This is a genomic window from Sinorhizobium sp. 8-89, assembly GCF_030124325.1.
In the GTDB taxonomy this organism is placed as follows: domain Bacteria; phylum Pseudomonadota; class Alphaproteobacteria; order Rhizobiales; family Rhizobiaceae; genus Sinorhizobium.
In genome coordinates, this window is record NZ_JASKLR010000002.1 from 251,175 (window position 1) to 268,743 (window position 17,569).

Sequence of the window (17,569 nt, forward strand, 5' to 3'; positions counted from 1 at the left end):
CGCTCCGAACGCCATCTCCGGTCGATTTGTGTTGCGCTAACGCTGGCTATGCCCCAAGCTTGAACCAAGTTCAACCAAAGAGAACCACGCATCGATGTACCGAGTACGCGCTCCGCTGAAAGCCGCGCTTGTCGCATTCTTCGTCGGCCTTCCGCTAGGCAGCGCCGCGGGAGAGACTGTGTTCAGCAAGACCTTCACCTATTTCTCGATTGGTGGCCGCACGGCCGCCGAACTCGACAAGGCACTTGCTACGGCCGGCCCCGTGATGACAAGCACGGGCGCGCGCCACCCGGGAGCCACACGGATCAAGTTTGGCGGCACGATCACCTATGTCAGCCGCGGCGGACGCTGCGCCATCGGGACCGCGCGCGTAACGCTCAGCACGCGCATCATCCTGCCGCGTTGGAAATATCGCAAGCAGGCGGGGCGCGACCTCGCTTTGGTTTGGGACACGCTGGCAAGCGACATAAAGCGCCACGAGGAGCGGCATGCGGAGATCGCCCGTAATCACGCGCGCCAGATGGAAAAGGCGTTTATGGCGCTGAAGCCGGAAGCGGATTGCGAGCGCATGCAGGCCAAAGTGGCTCGAACAAGTGCAGCCGAAGTCGAAAACCACGACAAGGATCAGGCACGCTTCGACCGGACGGAGGCCGCAAACTTCGATCGCCGCATGATCCGGCTGCTGCAATACCGGCTGGAAAGCATCAAAGAACGGCGCTAAGGCCGTTCCCACGCCGCGCTCACAAGCGCGACTGCCGCCTTGTTCAAGAAGCAAAAACTCGCCCCCAAGAACAGGGTGGCTATAATCTGGAGGTGCGCAAGGCGGCCGCGCAAAACCCACGGTATTTTATTGGCGAATTCTAGCGATGGCAGTGGGGCGCCGACTCAGCTATATTCATACCATGAAGTGAGCGGTAGAATTAAAGTTCAACCTCTCGACGAGACGGGCGTTTAGCTATGGATCGATAGTAAGACGTTGTGCTCGTATGCGATCTTATTCGAGTTTCGCGTCGTTGCTAAGGCGTTCTTCATATAACGCGAAGCAATGAAGCAAAAACAGGTTCTCCTGGCGTGTCCTGGTGCAACAGATGTTCCCTCCCTCATCTGCTTGCGATACGCCCTCCTTGCCTCGCTTGTCGATGCGACCAGCGAGGCATTTTTTTGTGCGGTTTCGCGCGTTGAACGGAAGTGGCTACTGCAAAAAGCTCGGGGTCAGGCCTGGCGCTCCGGAACATGGACCACCAGCCCGTCCAGAGCTTCACTCATCTTGATCTGGCAGGAAAGCCGTGATGTCGGGCGCACATCATAGGCGAAATCAAGCATGTCTTCTTCCATTGCCTCCGGCGCGCCGACGGCAGCCGCCCACGCGTCGTCGACATAGACATGACAGGTCGCACAGGCGCAGGCGCCACCGCATTCGGCTTCGACACCCGGCACAGAATTGCGAACCGCATTCTCCATGACCGTGGAGCCGTTCTCGACATCGAGTTCGTGGCGCGTGCCGTCAAAGGCTACGATCGTAAGTTTTGTCATTTCTCTTTCCGGAATGGATTGGCAGGACTGGCCGCCAACGCAAGTTCCTGCAGCGACAGGCGGGCGACGGCGCAAATTCAGGGCACGTTCTTCCAACAAATTGGCCAGCCAGTCAACAACAGCCGGTCGTGCCTTCGTGGCATATGCTCGTCGGCACTGCCACGAATGGCGTCAAATACACGGAAGTCCTACAAAGACGGACTTAAGTCAGCGGCAAAGCTTCAGAATGAAGAGCTCGGCCTCGAGCACGGCAGCGCCGAGTGCGCCGGCAGTGGTGGCGTCCGCTGGTTTCCGCTCGATCGCGGCAGCAGCCTCAGCGACATCCGCGGCGCCGACAGCAAGTGCCGCACCCTTCAGCCGGTGCGCAGCCTGGATCCGCCGATCGGCGTCGCCGCCGGCGATCTCGCTCACCGCTTGCCGCGCCTGGCGGGCGAAAAGCTGCAGAACTTCGATCTCCAGTTCCTTGTCCCCCATTGTCTGCCTGCCGAGTTGGGCGAAGTCGATGGGTTTTCTGCAGGAGGAGGAAGAGCTTCCCGGATTTTCCGGTGTCTCGAAGGCTATCTTGAGTGCCGCCATGGGCCAGTTTCCTGTTATTGGGTGCCGCTTTCGCCGGTGCGTGTTGCGCGGCTTCGAGCACACGTGGATCATCGGCCGGCGGCGCTGCCATCGGCTTAAGCCGCGACGCAATAGATGCAGGAATCTGAGGAAATGGTTAACGCTCGCTAAACCAGCTGATTTCCTTGGCTTTTTCAACAGTTGGGCTGCCGTCTCGTTAAGAAATCATTAGGATTTTAATGAATGCCGATTGCGCTTAATTGTAAGAACCTGGCTAATGTGTCACTACGATACGGTCAGGAACGTGTTTGCGTACGAAAGTGGCAACTGTTCCGGTGGATAAGCTCTGTGCTCGGTGCCGCGAGGCCTTAGTTCCGGCTATCCATCGAGGCAATGGAATGGGTGATAAGACAGGGTCTTGCGCAGGTGTGACGCGCATATCCTGCCGTCACCGCCCTGTTTTCGGATGTCTTCGGGACTGCCTATGTGGCGCCGCGGAGATGGCCATCGGCGGGCAATAGTAGTGAGGCGTATCCCTATGGCGACGAAAAAGAGCAGTGAGTCGATCGATGAGAAGGCGTTCCAGGCACTGGAAGCGGCTCTGAAAATCGACTTTGACGACCTTAAGTCGGCTCTGAATGACAAGACTTCCTTGGATGAACCGGAGGAAAGTGTGTCCGAGCCCAGCAAGCAGGCGGCCGCATCGTCCGAGCAGGCGCAAGCTCCAAAGGCGCAGCAGGAAGTGCCGAAGGCGGTGCGCAGCCTCGCGCCCGAACCCGCTCCGAAGCAACCGCCGCTTTCGCCGGCAAATGACGATACGCGCCGGTCGCCAGCCGCGATGCTGCGTTCCCTCGAGGTTCGCACCAGCCGCGCGGCAATCCGTACCGCCGCGCTGGTGTCGCTGCTTTGGGCCTTCGCCGGCGTCGCCGTCGCCCATCTCCTCTATGCACCGCAGATCTGGCAGATCCGTTCGCTCGCCGATCTCGCCGCCACACCGGGCGTAATCGCTATTGTTATCGGCATCGCCCTTCCCGTGATGCTGTTCTTCTCCTTTGCCATCATGATCGCGAGAGCGCAGGACCTGCGCAACGCTGCGCGCTCGATGGCAGAAGTCGCCCTGCGTCTGGCCGAACCGGAAACGACGGCCGCGGATCGCGTGATGACGGTCGGCCAGGCTGTCCGTCGCGAAGTCTCGGCCATGAACGAGGGCATCGAACGGACCATCGCACGCGCGACGGAACTCGAAACTCTCGTGCATTCCGAGGTCAATGCGCTCGAACGCAGCTACAGCGAAAACGAGCTTCGCGTTCGCACCCTCGTGCAGGAACTGGGGCTCGAGCGGGAAGCGATCATCGGACATGCCGACCGGATACGCACGTCGATCGCCGGTGCGCACACCAAGCTGAAGGACGATCTGGAACTGGCGAGCGAGGACATCGCCTCGCGCATTGCCGTTTCCGGCGAGGCGTTCGCCTCGCTGATCGATACGCGTGCCGCCACCCTGAGCGAAAGATCAGAAAACGCGCTGCAGACCATCAGCACGATGCTGTCTACCCGCACCGACGCGCTCCTTTCGGGACTGACGACTGCGGGTGTCGCGCTCAGCAATGAATTCGATGCCCGGCTCGATGCGCTTAGCGAGACGCTCGAGAAACGGGGCGAGCATCTGCTCAGCCAGTTCGAAACGCGCGCTTCGACGCTGGACGCCAATACCGAGAAGCTGAATGCCGCACTCAATGAGCGCGCGCGCCAGCTCAATGAAACGCTGATCGCACGGACCCGCGACCTCAACGAGAGCCTGAGTGTCGGCCAGCAGGCAATCTCCGGCGGGCTCGACGACATGCTCGCCTCGCTCAATTCCGCCCTCGACGAAAAGGGCGCAAGCTTCAGGCAGAGCCTGAAGTCGAGCGCAGACGATGCAATCATGGACCTCGATCTTCGCGGCGGTTTCTTCGAGGAGAAGCTGCAGACCACCGTGGGCCATTTGGCGACAGCGTTCGACGAGCGCTTCCATGAGTTCGCAAGCGCTTTCGACAAGCGGGCGAGCCTGCTCGACACCAAGCTGATGGAAAGCCTGCACCGCATCAACGAGACCGTCAGCGGCGGTTCCGAGGCAATTGGCAGCGCCTTGGACAGCAGCGTGGAGAAGCTAGGTTCCGCCCTGTCCGATCAGTCGCTGACGCTCGCGACCGCGCTCGGTGCGACGCAGGACTTCATCGAGGAGACGATCGGCAACCGCACGTCCGAACTCAGCAATCTCCTCGGCAACGCCCATAGCCGCATTGACGGCGTGCTTTCTGAAAAGACCGGAACGCTCATGGGCGCCCTGACCGAGGCGCAGGAGCGCATTGAGAACGGCTTTGGCCAACGCGCCGATGCGCTTGCGAATGCCCTGACGACGAGCGAACAGCGCCTGACCGAGGGCCTCGATTCGCGCACATCGGCCTTCATCGATGGTTTGCAATCCGCTCACGCCCGTATCGAACAGACGCTGACCGGGTCGACCGACGAGATCACGAGCGCGATCGCGGCAAGCCAGCATCGTCTCGACAACACGCTTTCGGAACGCACCGCCGTCCTGTCATCGGCGCTCGCCTCTGGCCTCGACGTCATCGAAGGTGCTGTCGGCGGCACTGCCGATCGGCTGGAGCATCTCCTTTCCGATCGCGGCAAAGCGATTGCCGAAACGCTCGGCAGCCAGACGACGGCGCTTGATGGCGTGCTGTCGCGGCACAGCCAGGCAATCACGGAAACGGTCAGCAGTCAGACGACGGCGCTTGACGGCGCGTTGTCGCGGCACAGCCAGCTAATCACGGAAACGCTCGGCGGTCAGACGACGGCGCTCGACGGCGTGCTGTCGCGGCACAGCCAGGCAATTACCGAAACGCTCGGTAGCCAGACCGCAGCACTCGACAGCGTGCTCTCGGAACGGGCGACTGAAATCAGCTCGACCATGTCGGCGCGTGCCAACGAAATGGCCGACTCGCTCAGCCGTCACGTCGAGGACGTCGCCGACAACCTGACGTTCCGCGCAATGGCTGTTGCCGAAACAATGACCGACCGTGTCGGCGACATTGAAAACAAACTTTCGCAGAGCGTGTCCGAAATCGCCGAGAACCTTGGAGGCCGCGTCAGCCAGATCGCCCATACCCTGACCGACACAAGCGCGCGCATTGCCGAAGATCTGAGCGGGCGCGTCGGCAAGATCTCGGAAGCACTGGCGGGTACCAGCGCCGAAATCGCGGAAGCGCTTACGGCCCGCACGTCAGAGGCGACCGCCTCGCTCGCCGGCAAGGCCGCCGAAATCGAACAGGCGCTTTCCGGCAAGACCGAGCATCTGCGCGACACGCTCACGACGACGCATGATCAGATCCGCGCGACGCTCGACGATCGCATCCACGCGATCAACCTTGCCGTCGGCCAGGGCCGCGAACAGCTTGAGGATCTGCTGTCCGATCAGTCCCTGGCGATGGCGACGACGCTGGCGACCAGCGCCAGCATGCTTGAAATGTCGCTCGAGGAGCGCCAGACGTCGATTGCCGGCGTCATCGACCGCAGCGCCGAGTCGCTTGACGCGCGCATGCGCTCCACCACCGGCAACATCGCAGAGCGCCTTGCCGAGACGGCCGACCAGATCAGCATTGCGGCCGACACGCTCACCAATCGCGTCGACATTTCAGTCAACAGCATCAACAATCGTCTCGACGATACGGGCGCCCGCATCGAATCTGGCCTCGGCTCGCTCGAAGAGCGCGTTCGCGGCAGCGTCGGCAGCGTCAACGCTTTCGTGGACGAAACCGGAGCACGCATCGAGACGAGCCTTGGTTCGCTCGAGGAGCGCATTCGCGGCACTGTGGGCACCGTCAGCGGCATCGTCGACGATACGGGTGTCCGCATCGAGAACCGGCTCGGCGCCGTCGAAGAGCGCATTCGCGGCAGCGTCGGCAACGTCAACGCGATCGTCGACGACACCGGGGCTCGCATCGAAACGAGCCTCGGCTCGCTCGAAGAGCGAATTCGCGACAGTGTCGGCAGTGTCAACGCCATTGTCGACAATGCCGGACAGCGGATCGCCGAGAGCCTTGGCGAGCGCGCAGGCGAGATCGATCGGATCAGCGAGACTGCGGCGGTCCGCATCTCCACGGCGATCGAGGCGGGTACCGGCCGCATCGAAGAGCGGCTCGGCACGATGGACCGTGCTCTCAACATCGGCCTCGAGAACGTCAGTCGGACGATCGAAGGCAAGGCAGCCGCCCTCGTCACCAGCTTGCGCGGTGCGGTAAGCAATGCGGCGCAGGAACTCGACGCGGAAGCGGCGCGTTCGGCCGACCTCTTGTCCAAGGCCGGCGCTGATTTCGCCGACGCGCTTGCCGCTCGCAACGCCGAATTCGCGACCTCGATCGAGCAGACCGCATCGGCTACCGCGGCCCGCCATGCCGATCTCGTCCGCTCGGTCACCGACGCAGCGGACACGGCAACGGCACGCCTTGCCTCCACCCATAACCAGGTTGCGAACCACGCCCAGGGCATCCAGCAGAGCCTTTCCGATGCGGAGAAGGCGCTCGATGCCCGCGGCCAGGCCATCCGCAGCACGCTTGACGAACGCACCCGCGAACTCAATTCGATGCTCGCCGGCCGCTCGCAAGAGTTGACTCGCCTCCTCGATGAACAGGCACGTCCCGTCATCGAGCAATATGCGGCAACCGGCAAGGAGGCCGCCGAGCGGATCGCAGCCCTCACCCAGGAAAGCGCGGATCGCCTGCGCGCTGAAAACGCAGCGCTCATCAATGCGATCACCGAGCGTACGGACGAAACGCTCAACGCCATCACGTTGCGCGCGGAAGAAACGGCGAAGGCCATGAAGATGGTCGAGAACCGTCTCCAATCGACGGCGATGGGCCTCATCGACCAGCTCGCCGCCAACAACTCGGCGATCGCGACCGTTATCGACCAGGCAAGCAGCAATCTCGGCGACATGGATCAGCGCCTCGAGGCGACGGCATCGAAGTTCTCGGAAACGACGCGGCAGGCATCCGACATGCTGTCCAGTTCCACGCGCCTCATCGAAGGCCGGGTCGACAAGCTGTCCGACATCGCCGGCTCGACGCTCTCGCAGATCGGCGGGATCGTCGGCCGCTTCGAGGATCATTCGAAGGTTCTCGGCCAGGCGTCCGATCTGCTGGCGGCTGCCCAGTCGAATCTGGTCAGCACGCTTGAAGAGCGTCAGGATGCGCTGCGGACGCTTTCCGTCGGCCTGGTGCAACGCTCGGAGGAAATCGAGCGTACGATGCGGGCACTGGAAGGTTTCGTCGATGGCGCCTTCCAGCGTGCCGAAGAGCGCTCCGGCCAGGTCGCTGGCAATCTTCGCAACGGCATCCAGTCGTCCTTCTCGGACGTCGGCCGGTTGCTTTCGAGCACCGAACAGCGCGCGAACGAGGCTGCCGAAGCGATGCGCAACGCTTTGGCGCAGGCCGGCGAGGAAGCCGGCGCCTCGGTGGAAGGTGTCGTCGCACGCGCCGAGGAACGGACCCGACAGATTGCCGAGACCTTGCGCTCCGGCGTCGAGACGTCGTTCGCCGACGTCAGCAACACCCTGTCGCAGGTCGAGGGCCGCGCGCTCAGCGCTTCGGAAGCACTTCGCCGCGCCATCGCCAAGGCTGGCGAGGACGCCGGTCACTCGATCGAAGGCGCCTTCGCAAATGCCGAGGAACGTTCGAAGGAAGTGGCATCGCGCCTGCGCGGCAGCGTCGGTGCATCGGTGTCCGATATCGAGCGCATGCTGGCCGAAAGCGGCAAGAAGTCCGACGGTGTCGCCACCCAATTGCGCGAAGCTGTCCGTCAGGCGATCGACGAGGCGATCAACCGCTTCAGCGGCGCAACCGACGATATCCGACGCTCCGCCAACGAGATCCGCAAGGAACTCGATATGACCCGCGAGGAGCTGAAGCGCGGCGCCTTCGACCTGCCCGAAGAGGCAAAGGAGAACGCCTCGATGATGCGGCGCGCCGTTTCCGAGCAGATCAAGGCGCTTCAGGAGCTTTCCGAAATCATCGGCAAGTCCTCCACGCAGCTCGAGGTCGCGCAGCCGGTTCGCCAGCAGGCCGTCTCGAATGCTCCGGCCCCTGCCGCCACGCGCCCCGCCGTGCAGCAACCCGTTGCGGAGGAGCGGCGCGAGCCGCCGGCTCCAGCTCCAGCTCCGGCCCCCGCCCCGGCTCCGGCTCCCGCTTTGCGTGGAAGCCTTGGACTGGAACAGGCAACGCGGCCGCAACCGCCGGCGCGCCAGGACGTTGCGGAAGACCGCACCGAGGAAGGTGGCGGCTGGATGCGTGATCTGCTTCGCGCAGCCTCACGTGAGGAAGCCCCGTCCACCGCACGCCAGCGGCCGGCGGAAAGCCAACCTGCGGTGCGCGCCGGGGACACCCGCAATCCGCGTCATGTGGTCGAGTCGTTGAACTCGCTCTCGGTCGACATTGCCCGGGCCATCGACCACGATGCATCGGTGGATCTGTGGCGGCGTTATCAGCGCGGCGAACGCGATGTCTTCACCCGCCGGCTCTACACCCTCAAGGGACAGCAGACATTTGACGAGATCAAGCGCAAGTACGACCGCGAGCCGGAGTTCCGGACGGCGGTAGACCGCTACATCGCCGATTTCGAGAAGCTGCTGGCCGATGTCGCGCGGAACGATCCGGACAAGCGCATCACGCAGACCTATCTGACGTCCGACACGGGCAAGGTCTATACGATGCTCGCCCACGCGGCCGGTCGCTTCAACTGATCCGGCCGAAAGATCCTGAAGAGAACGGCTCCGTCGAAAGACGGGGCCGTTTTCCTATCCGTGATATCGCAAGCGACCACTGAGGTGCGAGAACGCGCGGACCGATGCGGTGTCATGGAGTTGACCATGCCCGTGCAATTCAGATGGGATCGCCTCTCCTTCAGCGCCAGAATGTTGCCATGGCATTTGTCCGAGCCCAATCGCCTCGTCGCGTACGCGCCACGCGACGTTCTTTGGCCGGCATCAGGTGAGACAGGCAGCGCGCCATTGCCATGGCGCATCGAAGCGTATGCGCGACCGGCGCAAGCGGACGGCCCCTTCCCCGAAGCTTTTTGCACGATCCCTTAAATCGGATCCGATTCAGGGATAAACTGATGCTGGAATTCAGGTGCTACATGGGCGGCCTTGCGCGTCCGACTAGAACTGTTCAGCACTTTGTTGAAGCGATGAACGCCCTAACTCATTGAAGAGGCAATTCCTCGCGGAACCGTTAACCACGCTCCTGGAATTGCTCTGGACGCGCGGCGTTGCAGGAGGCGGACATGAAACCGCGGATCAAAGTCCTTACCCTCGGCGTGAGCGATCTCGAAAGGTCTCTTGCCTTCTATCGTGACGGAATGGGATTGCCGACGGAGGGTGTTGTCGGGCAGCAATTCGAAGATGGTGCGGTGGTCTTCTTCCACATGGGCGAAGACCTGATCCTCGCACTGTTTCCGACAGCTTCGCTTGCCAAGGACGCGAAGATAACCGCGACGCCAACACGGCTCGGTGCGGTGTCGATCGGGCACATCGTCAAATCGAAGGACGAGGTCGATGCGATCATGAAACAGGCTGAGCATGCCGGCGCGGTCATCACCAATCCGGCGCAAGAACGCTTCTGGGGCGGATATTCGGGCTATTTCCACGACCCGGACGGCCACCTCTGGGAGATCGCCTGGAACCCGCAATGGACAGTACCCGATTGAACGCCGTACGCTCGAGCAATTCCAGGAAAAGTGTGTAACGGTTTTCCGTCCGGACTTGCGTCATTTCGAGGGGTTAGGTCGCTGTAACACTTGGATTGCTGCAAGATTTATCCTTAAATCGATACCGATTTAAGGAACCATGCAGTAGGTCCGGCCACCGCCGCACGCCGAGGCTTGGCGGCCGGGTGGTGGGAATGCGCCCGAACGGTGAGAGCCTGGCAATGTCGGGACGTCGTGCAACCAAAAGAAAAGCCCCGGATCAATGAACCGGGGCGTTCTAAGTTTCGCGGATGATCGAACCGGCGTTTGCCGGGTTCGGATCAATGCTCCTTGTTTGCGTAGACCGACTTCTTCGTCAGGTAGATGAGGCCGGTGAAGATCAGCAGGAACACCATGACCATGAAGCCCGTGCGCTTGCGATCCTCGAGGTGCGGCTCGGCGGTCCACATCAGGAATGCCGAGACGTCGCGGGCGTATTGATCGACGGTCTGCGGCGCGCCGTCGTCATAGGTGACTTGGCCGTCGGAAAGCGGCTGGGCCATAGCGAGCGCTGCCGCGTTGGCGAAGTACGGATTGTAATGCGTACCTTCGGCGACCTCGACGCCTTCCGGCGGCTCTTGATAGCCGGTCAGGAGCGCGTGGATGTAGTCCGGTCCGCCTTCCTGATAGGGCCAGAACATGTCGAAGACGAACTGCGGGAAACCGCGTTCGATGCCGCGTGCCTTCGCGATCAGCGAAAAGTCCGGCGGAGCGGCCCCGTTGTTGGCGGCGGCCGCTGCTTCCTTGTTCGGGAAGGGCGCCGGGAAGTAATCCGACGGAACGGCCTTGCGGCTGAACATCTCGCCGTCCGCGTTCGGGCCGTCCTGGACCTCGTAGTTTGCCGCAAAAGCCTTCACCTGGGCGTCGGAATAGCCCAGATCTTGCAGCGTACGGAATGCCACCAGCTCCATCGAATGGCAGGCAGAACAGACTTCGGTGTAGACCTTGAGGCCGCGTTGCAGCTGGCCCTTGTCGTAGTGGCCGAGGAGGCCGGCAAAGGTCCAGTCCTGCTGTTCCGGCTTGTGGATCGGATAGTGAGGCGTGCCGCTGGTGGCATGCTCCTCCCCGCCTGCCGGTTCCTGGGCGATGGCGCCCCCCAGGCCGAGACCGGCGACCACAGCGAGTGACAGAATGCCTGTAACAAGCTTTTTCATTGTTGTGGGTTCCTTATCAATCACTGTTCTGATCAGGCGCGCACGGTTGCCGGCTGCGCCTTTGCATTCTGCTTTTCCAGCACCGCTTCGGTGATGGAGTTCGGAATGCGCTTCGGCGTTTCGATCAGGCCGAGAACCGGCATGATGACGAGGAAGAAGGCGAAGTAGTACAGCGTGCCGAGCTGCGACATCACGACGTAGAGGCCTTCTGCGGGGCGCGAGCCCAGCCAGCCGAGCATGATGGCGTTAGCGACGAAGATCCAGAAGAACAGCTTGTACCACGGACGATAGACGGCCGAACGGACCTTGGACGTGTCGAGCCAAGGCAGGAAGAACAGCACGATGATCGAGCCGAACATCACCAGGACGCCGCCGAGCTTGGAGTCGATCGGGCCGATGTTGAAGGTGATGGCGCGCAGCATCGCGTAGAACGGCAGGTAATACCATTCCGGAACGATGTGTGCCGGGGTCTTCAGGGCGTCAGCCGGGATATAGTTGTCCGGGTGGCCGAGGAAGTTCGGCATGTAGAAGACGAACCAAGCGTAGACGATCAGGAACACCGATACGCCGAGCGCATCCTTCAGCGTCGCATAGGGCGTGAAGGCGACGGTGTCGGTCCTCGACTTCACTTCGACGCCGGTAGGGTTGGTCTGGCCGACTACATGCAGGGCCCAGATGTGCAGGACGACGACGCCGGCGATCATGAAGGGCAGCAGGTAGTGCAGCGAGAAGAAGCGGTTCAGCGTCGGCTGGTCGACGGCGAAGCCGCCAAGCAGGAACTGCTGGATCCACTCGCCGACCAGCGGGAAGGCCGAGAAGAAGCCGGTGATAACAGTCGCGCCCCAGAACGACATCTGCCCCCAGGGCAGAACGTAGCCCATGAAGCCGGTTGCCATCATCAGGAGATAGATGACCACGCCGAGGATCCAGAGGATTTCACGGGGCGCCTTGTAGGAGCCGTAGTAGAGCCCGCGGGCAATGTGGAGGTAGACCGCGATGAAGAAGAACGACGCGCCGTTGGCGTGCAGGTAACGCAACAGCCAGCCGTGGTTGACGTCGCGCATGATCTTTTCGACCGACTCGAAGGCGACGGAGGTTTCGGCCGCGTAGTGCATGGCAAGCACGATGCCAGTCAGGATCTGGACGATCAGCATCACCGACAGCATGGCGCCGAAGGTGTAGGCGTAGTTCAGGTTGCGCGGAACCGGATAGGAGACGAACGAGTCGTGAACGAGGCGCGGCAGCGGAAGACGGGAGTCAACCCACTTCTCGATGCCCGTCGTTGGCGTGTAGGTTGAATGATCAGCACTCATTATCAGTAGTCCCCTCAACCGATCTTGATAACTGTGTCGGAAACGAACGAAAAGGTCGGCACGGGGAGGTTTTCCGGTGCCGGGCCTTTGCGGATGCGGCCGGCCGTATCGTAGTGCGAGCCGTGGCAGGGACAGAACCAGCCACCGAAGTCACCCGCCTGACCGAGCGGAACGCAGCCGAGATGGGTACAGGAGCCGATCATCACGATCCAGTTTTCCTTGCCCTCCCCGGCGGAGCGATCAAGATCGCTGGCCGCGGCGTCGGCAGCAAGATTGGCATTGCGCGCAACCGGATCCTTCAGCTCTTCCAGAGGAACGGCCTTGGCGTCCTCCACTTCCTTGTCCGTGCGGTTGCGGATGAAGACCGGCTTGCCGCGCCATTTCGCCGTCAGCGACATGCCGGGCTGCAGGCTTGAAACGTCGACCTCGATCGAAGCGAGCGCAAGTGTGGATGCGTCCGGACGCATCTGGTCGATAAACGGCCAGGCGGCCGCGCCGGCGCCGACGACGCCAGCCATGCCGGTGGCCAGGTAAAGGAAGTCGCGGCGAGTGGGCTCGCCCAAGGTCTCGCTTGAAGTGTCGTGTTCGCTCACGGCTAAACCATCCTCTCACGCAATGTTGCGGAAACCGCATCCGCCCCGGCGAGATTCCTGTTCAGGCCTTCGCCCGAGCCGAGGAACCACGCCCTAGCAACTCGCTGGCGCCCTACCCGGCTTGCCGAGACAAGCATAGACCGAACACCAGAACCCGGAAAATTCTGCGCATGCACTGCACGCAGATTCCCCGTCAATCGGGCGCGTTCTATGCTTGATCGCAAATTATGTCCAGCCTTGACAAGGGGATGTGGGCAGATTGTCGCGGGGAAAGGCGCGACCAATTGGCACAAGGACTTGACGGGGTCGCAGGTGGTTTCCGGCAAGGTGTCGCAGACGGCGGACGAGCGGCGTTTGGCCGCCCTATTCTGCCGCTTCTTCCCGCGCCAGAAAACCGCCGGACTGACGCGACCAGAGGTCCGCATAGAGCCCGCCGCGGGCGATCAGTTCCGCATGGGTGCCGTCCTCGACGATGCGTCCCCTGTCCATAACCACGAGCCGGTCGAGCGCGGCGATCGTCGACAGCCGATGGGCGATCGCGAGCACCGTCTTACCCTCCATCAGGCGCTCCAGATTCGACTGGATGGCCGCCTCCACTTCGGAGTCGAGTGCCGAGGTCGCCTCGTCGAGAACCAGAATCGGCGCATCCTTCAGCATGACGCGGGCGATCGCTATTCGCTGTCGCTGCCCGCCGGAGAGTTTCACGCCGCGCTCGCCGACATGTGCGTCGAAGGCCGTTCGGCCACGCTGGTCCTGCAGATTAACGATGAAATCGTAGGCTTCCGCCTTGCGCGCTGCTTCGATCAATTGCGCCTCGGCCGCGCCAGGCCGGCCGAAGAGAATGTTGTCGCGGATCGACCGGTGCAGAAGCGAGGTGTCCTGGCTGACCATGCCGACATGGGCACGCAACGATTCCTGACGGACCGCGGCGATGTCCTGGCCGTCGATCAGAATGCGTCCGCCCTCGAGGTCGTAGAAGCGCAGCAAGAGGTTGACGAGCGTTGACTTGCCGGCGCCCGAACGGCCGACGATGCCCACCTTCTCGCCCGGCTGAATCACCAGCGAGAAATCGTCGATGACGCCGCTGCCTTTGCCATAGTGAAACGTGACATGTTGAAAGCGGATCTCCGGCTGACTCACCATGAGCTTCGGCGCGCCCGGCCGATCGACGAGGCCGATCGGCCTCGATACGAGTTCGGCCGAATTCTGGATCGTGCCGATGTTGCGCATGATCGCATTGAACTGCGACATCATGCGGCCGAGCAGCATATTGAGGCGCAGCACCAACGCCAGCGTGAACGCAACCGCGCCGGAACTGACGGAGCCGGCGAGCCACAGATGAATCGAGTAGACGGCAATGGCCGTGATCATCAGACCGGACAGCAGTGCCAACGATGACCGCACGGCCGTCAGCAACCGCGTGAAGGGGATCACCGCTCCCTGGAACCGATCGAAGCCTGCGCGAATGTAGCGGTCGTTCTCCTCGTCACTGCCGAAGAGCTTCAGCGTCTGGATATTCGAATAGGCGTCGACCATGCGACCGTTGAGCATCGACGCCATCTCGGCCGTCTCGCGGGCATGCTTGCGCACCCGGGGGACGAAATAACGGGCGAGCGCAAGGAAGATCCCAACCCAGAACGCCACCATTGCCGCGAGCCGCCAGTCGAGCTGGGCGATCAGCGCCATGGTCGAGGCCGTGTAGATGACTATGAACCAGACGACCTGCAGCAGCGAGACGATGAGGTCGCTCGTGGCTTGCGCGCCGGACCAGACCTTGGTGACGATGCGGCCGGAAAAGTCGTTCTGGAAGAAGGTCAGCGACTGGCGCGCGACATGGACGTAGGATTGCCAGCGGACAAGGTTGAGAAAACCGGTGATGATCGCCTGTTCCTCGACGAGCGCGGCGAGCGCAACCGCGAGAAAGCGGAACACCAGCACCGTCAACAGCATGAAGAGCAGTTCCGGACCGTTGGCGGAAATCAGCCCACTCCACCCGGCCTCCGGCTGAACAGTGTCGAGCACGTCGACCAGCCGGCCGACGAAATAGAAAAGCCCGGCTTCCAGCATCGCCACCAGACTCCCGAGCACCGCCATGGCGAGGAATGGTCCCTTCGCCTGGCTTGCGTAGAACCAGGCGAACCCCCACAGCGATTCTGGCGGCTGCAGGCTCTCCCGCGGCGCGAAGGGCTTGATCCAGTTCTCGAAGGTGGTGACGATGGCCCGCAGCATGTTTTCCGATATAGGTGGTTGTGAAACGGCGGCAAACGATTTCCGGTGCAGGCTACATTACAAATACGTGAATTCGCACGGCTATTCGCCCGAACGGACGACTGCATGTTTCCTTAAATCGTAGCGATCTAAGGATAAAAAGATGCAGCAATTCAAAGTGCTACGGCGTCCTTTGCGCGTCTGAGACGCGCGGCGCTGTCGAGAAAACCGCTTTAACCGTTTGTTGCCAATGCGCCAATGGAAGCGGCGGATCACTCCGCCGCCTCTTCCTTCTCCAGTTCGTCGGCAATGAAGCCGCCGGACTGGCGCGACCAGAGATCGGCATAAAGCCCGCCCTTGGCGACGAGTTCGCCATGCGAGCCCGTTTCGACGATACGACCGGCCTCCAGGATCACCAGGCGATCCATCTCGGTCAATGTCGACAGCCTGTGTGCAATCGCAATCACCGTCTTTCCGGCCATCAGCGCGAACAGGTTTTCCTGGATCGCCGCTTCGACTTCCGAATCGAGCGCCGATGTCGCCTCGTCGAGGATCAGGATCGGCGCGTCCTTGAGGAAGACACGAGCGATCGCGATGCGCTGCCGCTGGCCGCCGGAGAGCTTGACGCCGCGCTCGCCAACCTGCGCATCGAGACCTCGCCGGCCAAGGTTGTCCTCCAGCGCCTGGATGAAGTCCCAGGCGTTTGCCTTCTTCGCCGCAGCAATGATGTCTGCATCGGTCGCTTCCGGATGCCCATAGGCGATGTTATCGCGTATGGAGCGATGCAACAGCGAGGTGTCCTGCGTAACGACGCCGATCTGCGAGCGCAGGCTATCCTGGGTAACGGTGGAGATATCCTTGCCGTCGATCCGGATCGAGCCCGCCTCCAGGTCGTAGAAGCGCAGTAGCAGGTTCATCAGCGTCGTCTTGCCGGCGCCAGACCGTCCGACGAGGCCGATCTTCTCGCCGGGGCGGATGTCGAGCGACAGCCGGTCGATGACGCCTTTCGCCTTGCCGTAGTGGAAGCGAACATTGTCGAAGCTGATCGCGCCCTTGTCGGCCTTCAGCATGGTTGCATTCGGCTGATCGACGATGTCATGCGCCTTGGTCATCATGCCCATGCCGTCATAGACCGTGCCGATGTTCTCGAACAGCGCCGACACCTCCCACATGATCCACTGCGACATGCCGTTGATGCGCATCGCAAGGCCGATCGCGATGGCGATTGCCCCAACCGAGATCGCACTCGTCAGCCACAGGTGGATACCAAGCGCGCTGATCGCGAAAAGCGCCAGGCTGTTGTTCGTGTAGACGAACACATGAAAAAGCGTGACCTTCCGCATCTGCCGGTGAACGGTGTCGAGGAACTCGTCCATCGCTGCGCGAGCGTAGGTTTCCTCGCGCCCCGCATGTGAGAACAGCTTGACCGTCCCGATGTTGGTGTAGCTGTCGACGATACGGCCCGTCATCATCGAGCGGGCGTCGGCCTGCTCCTTCGAGATCTTCTGCAACCGAGGCACGAAGTAGGTGACGATGGAGATGTAGACCACGAGCCAGACGGCGAGCGGCGTCACCAGCCGCCAATCGGCTGCCGCCACGACGATCAGCATCGTCGCGAAATAGCTCACGACATAGACGAAGACGTCGAGGATCTTCATCACCGTCTCGCGCACGGCGAGCGACGTCTGCATCACCTTCGTGGCCACACGCCCTGCGAACTCGTTGGCAAAGAAGGTCATGCTCTGGCGCAGCAGGTAACGGTGCATCTGCCAGCGGGCGATCATCGGATAGTTGCCGAGCAGCACCTGATGCATGACGAATGAATCGATCGCGACCAGAGCCGGCAGACCGATGAGGATCAGCGCCGCCATCCAGAAGAGCTTGCCGCCTTCGGCGGCCAGGAAGGTTTCACGGTTGGCACTGGAGAGCCAATCGACCATGTTGCCGAGGAACTGGAACAGCGCCACCTCGCCGATTGCGATCAGCATGGTGCAGACCGACATGATCGCGAGCCAGGGAGCAGCCGGCTTCGTGTAGTGCCAGCAGAAGGCAAAAAGGCCCTTTGGCGGAAGCGTCGGCGCTTCCGCCGGATAGGGATTGAGGCGGGATTCAAACCAGCCAAACATTCTCGAGCTCCTTCATAGTATTTTGAAGGAAGGCGGGTCGCCCCGCATTCTTATCTTGAAAAATCGAAACCGGAAATGGGGCCCACAGAGCGAGCTACGACCTCCGGAGAACCGGAGCGCGCGTCAATCGATCGATAGAAAGAAAGGGCGCGGAACCGGTCAGACCAGGAAGGACCCGGCCCAGAGGCGTGTCATCATCGGAATATGCATGCATGCCTCCATCGGTTCGCGTTGAAGATGAGCGAGCTGTAAACCTATTCGCGCCCCCGCGCCAGATTGTCGCGGGTATTTTCTTGCTCATTTTA

The 17,569-nt window shown here is 61.9% G+C and carries 10 protein-coding genes; 3 read left to right on the plus strand and 7 right to left on the minus strand.

The genetic code is table 11. The features are described from left to right. Positions 1-94 precede the first annotated feature (94 nt). Complete coding sequence (locus QN219_RS05690; RefSeq protein WP_283998617.1) at positions 95-721, plus strand: DUF922 domain-containing Zn-dependent protease; 627 nt, start codon at positions 95-97, stop codon at positions 719-721. A 491-nt stretch (positions 722-1,212) separates the two neighbouring features. Here QN219_RS05690 and QN219_RS05695 read toward each other — a convergent pair whose 3' ends face one another. Both QN219_RS05695 and QN219_RS05700 read right to left on the minus strand, forming a co-directional pair. Further along, positions 1,213-1,533, minus strand: a complete 321-nt coding sequence (locus QN219_RS05695) for a 2Fe-2S iron-sulfur cluster-binding protein (RefSeq protein WP_173513229.1) — start codon at positions 1,531-1,533, stop codon at positions 1,213-1,215. Between the two features lie 207 nt (positions 1,534-1,740). After that, complete coding sequence (locus tag QN219_RS05700) at positions 1,741-2,109, minus strand: Hpt domain-containing protein (RefSeq protein ID WP_283998618.1); 369 nt, start codon at positions 2,107-2,109, stop codon at positions 1,741-1,743. Between the two features lie 517 nt (positions 2,110-2,626). Between QN219_RS05700 and QN219_RS05705 the strand changes: the two genes are divergently transcribed. Continuing rightward, entirely contained in the window at positions 2,627-8,866 is a 6,240-nt protein-coding gene (locus QN219_RS05705; protein WP_283998619.1) for a kinesin, read from the plus strand. 542 nt (positions 8,867-9,408) lie between these two features. Further along, positions 9,409-9,831, plus strand: a complete 423-nt coding sequence (locus QN219_RS05710) for a VOC family protein (RefSeq protein ID WP_283998620.1) — start codon at positions 9,409-9,411, stop codon at positions 9,829-9,831. Between the two features lie 320 nt (positions 9,832-10,151). Here the strand turns inward: QN219_RS05710 and QN219_RS05715 are convergent, their stop codons facing one another. The 5 genes from QN219_RS05715 to QN219_RS05735 all read right to left on the minus strand — a co-directional run bounded on the left by QN219_RS05715 (position 10,152) and on the right by QN219_RS05735 (position 17,264). Next, positions 10,152-11,024, minus strand: coding sequence for a cytochrome c1 (locus tag QN219_RS05715; protein WP_283998621.1), 873 nt, complete (start codon positions 11,022-11,024; stop codon positions 10,152-10,154). 32 nt (positions 11,025-11,056) lie between these two features. Beyond that, positions 11,057-12,337 (minus strand): cytochrome b N-terminal domain-containing protein, encoded by a 1,281-nt coding sequence (locus QN219_RS05720; RefSeq protein WP_283998622.1) that lies wholly within the window; start codon positions 12,335-12,337, stop codon positions 11,057-11,059. 14 nt (positions 12,338-12,351) lie between these two features. Then, positions 12,352-12,930 carry a ubiquinol-cytochrome c reductase iron-sulfur subunit gene (gene petA / locus QN219_RS05725; protein ID WP_283998623.1) on the minus strand — a complete coding sequence of 193 codons (579 nt, stop codon included), beginning with the start codon at positions 12,928-12,930 and terminating at the stop codon, positions 12,352-12,354. A gap of 363 nt (positions 12,931-13,293) precedes the next feature. Next, positions 13,294-15,159 (minus strand): ABC transporter ATP-binding protein, encoded by a 1,866-nt coding sequence (locus QN219_RS05730; RefSeq protein WP_283998624.1) that lies wholly within the window; start codon positions 15,157-15,159, stop codon positions 13,294-13,296. A gap of 251 nt (positions 15,160-15,410) precedes the next feature. Beyond that, positions 15,411-17,264 carry an ABC transporter ATP-binding protein gene (locus QN219_RS05735; protein ID WP_283998625.1) on the minus strand — a complete coding sequence of 618 codons (1,854 nt, stop codon included), beginning with the start codon at positions 17,262-17,264 and terminating at the stop codon, positions 15,411-15,413. Positions 17,265-17,569 lie beyond the last annotated feature (305 nt).

Excerpts from the sequence above, each read along its gene's own strand:
- QN219_RS05690 (WP_283998617.1), top strand. The coding sequence starts at position 95 with ATGTACCGAGTACGCGCTCCGCTGAAAGCCGCGCTTGTCGCATTCTTC.
- QN219_RS05695 (WP_173513229.1), bottom strand. The coding sequence starts at position 1,533 with ATGACAAAACTTACGATCGTAGCCTTTGACGGCACGCGCCACGAACTC.
- QN219_RS05700 (WP_283998618.1), bottom strand. The coding sequence starts at position 2,109 with ATGGCGGCACTCAAGATAGCCTTCGAGACACCGGAAAATCCGGGAAGC.
- QN219_RS05705 (WP_283998619.1), top strand. The coding sequence starts at position 2,627 with ATGGCGACGAAAAAGAGCAGTGAGTCGATCGATGAGAAGGCGTTCCAG.
- QN219_RS05710 (WP_283998620.1), top strand. The coding sequence starts at position 9,409 with ATGAAACCGCGGATCAAAGTCCTTACCCTCGGCGTGAGCGATCTCGAA.
- QN219_RS05715 (WP_283998621.1), bottom strand. The coding sequence starts at position 11,024 with ATGAAAAAGCTTGTTACAGGCATTCTGTCACTCGCTGTGGTCGCCGGT.
- QN219_RS05720 (WP_283998622.1), bottom strand. The coding sequence starts at position 12,337 with ATGAGTGCTGATCATTCAACCTACACGCCAACGACGGGCATCGAGAAG.
- QN219_RS05730 (WP_283998624.1), bottom strand. The coding sequence starts at position 15,159 with ATGCTGCGGGCCATCGTCACCACCTTCGAGAACTGGATCAAGCCCTTC.
- QN219_RS05735 (WP_283998625.1), bottom strand. The coding sequence starts at position 17,264 with ATGTTTGGCTGGTTTGAATCCCGCCTCAATCCCTATCCGGCGGAAGCG.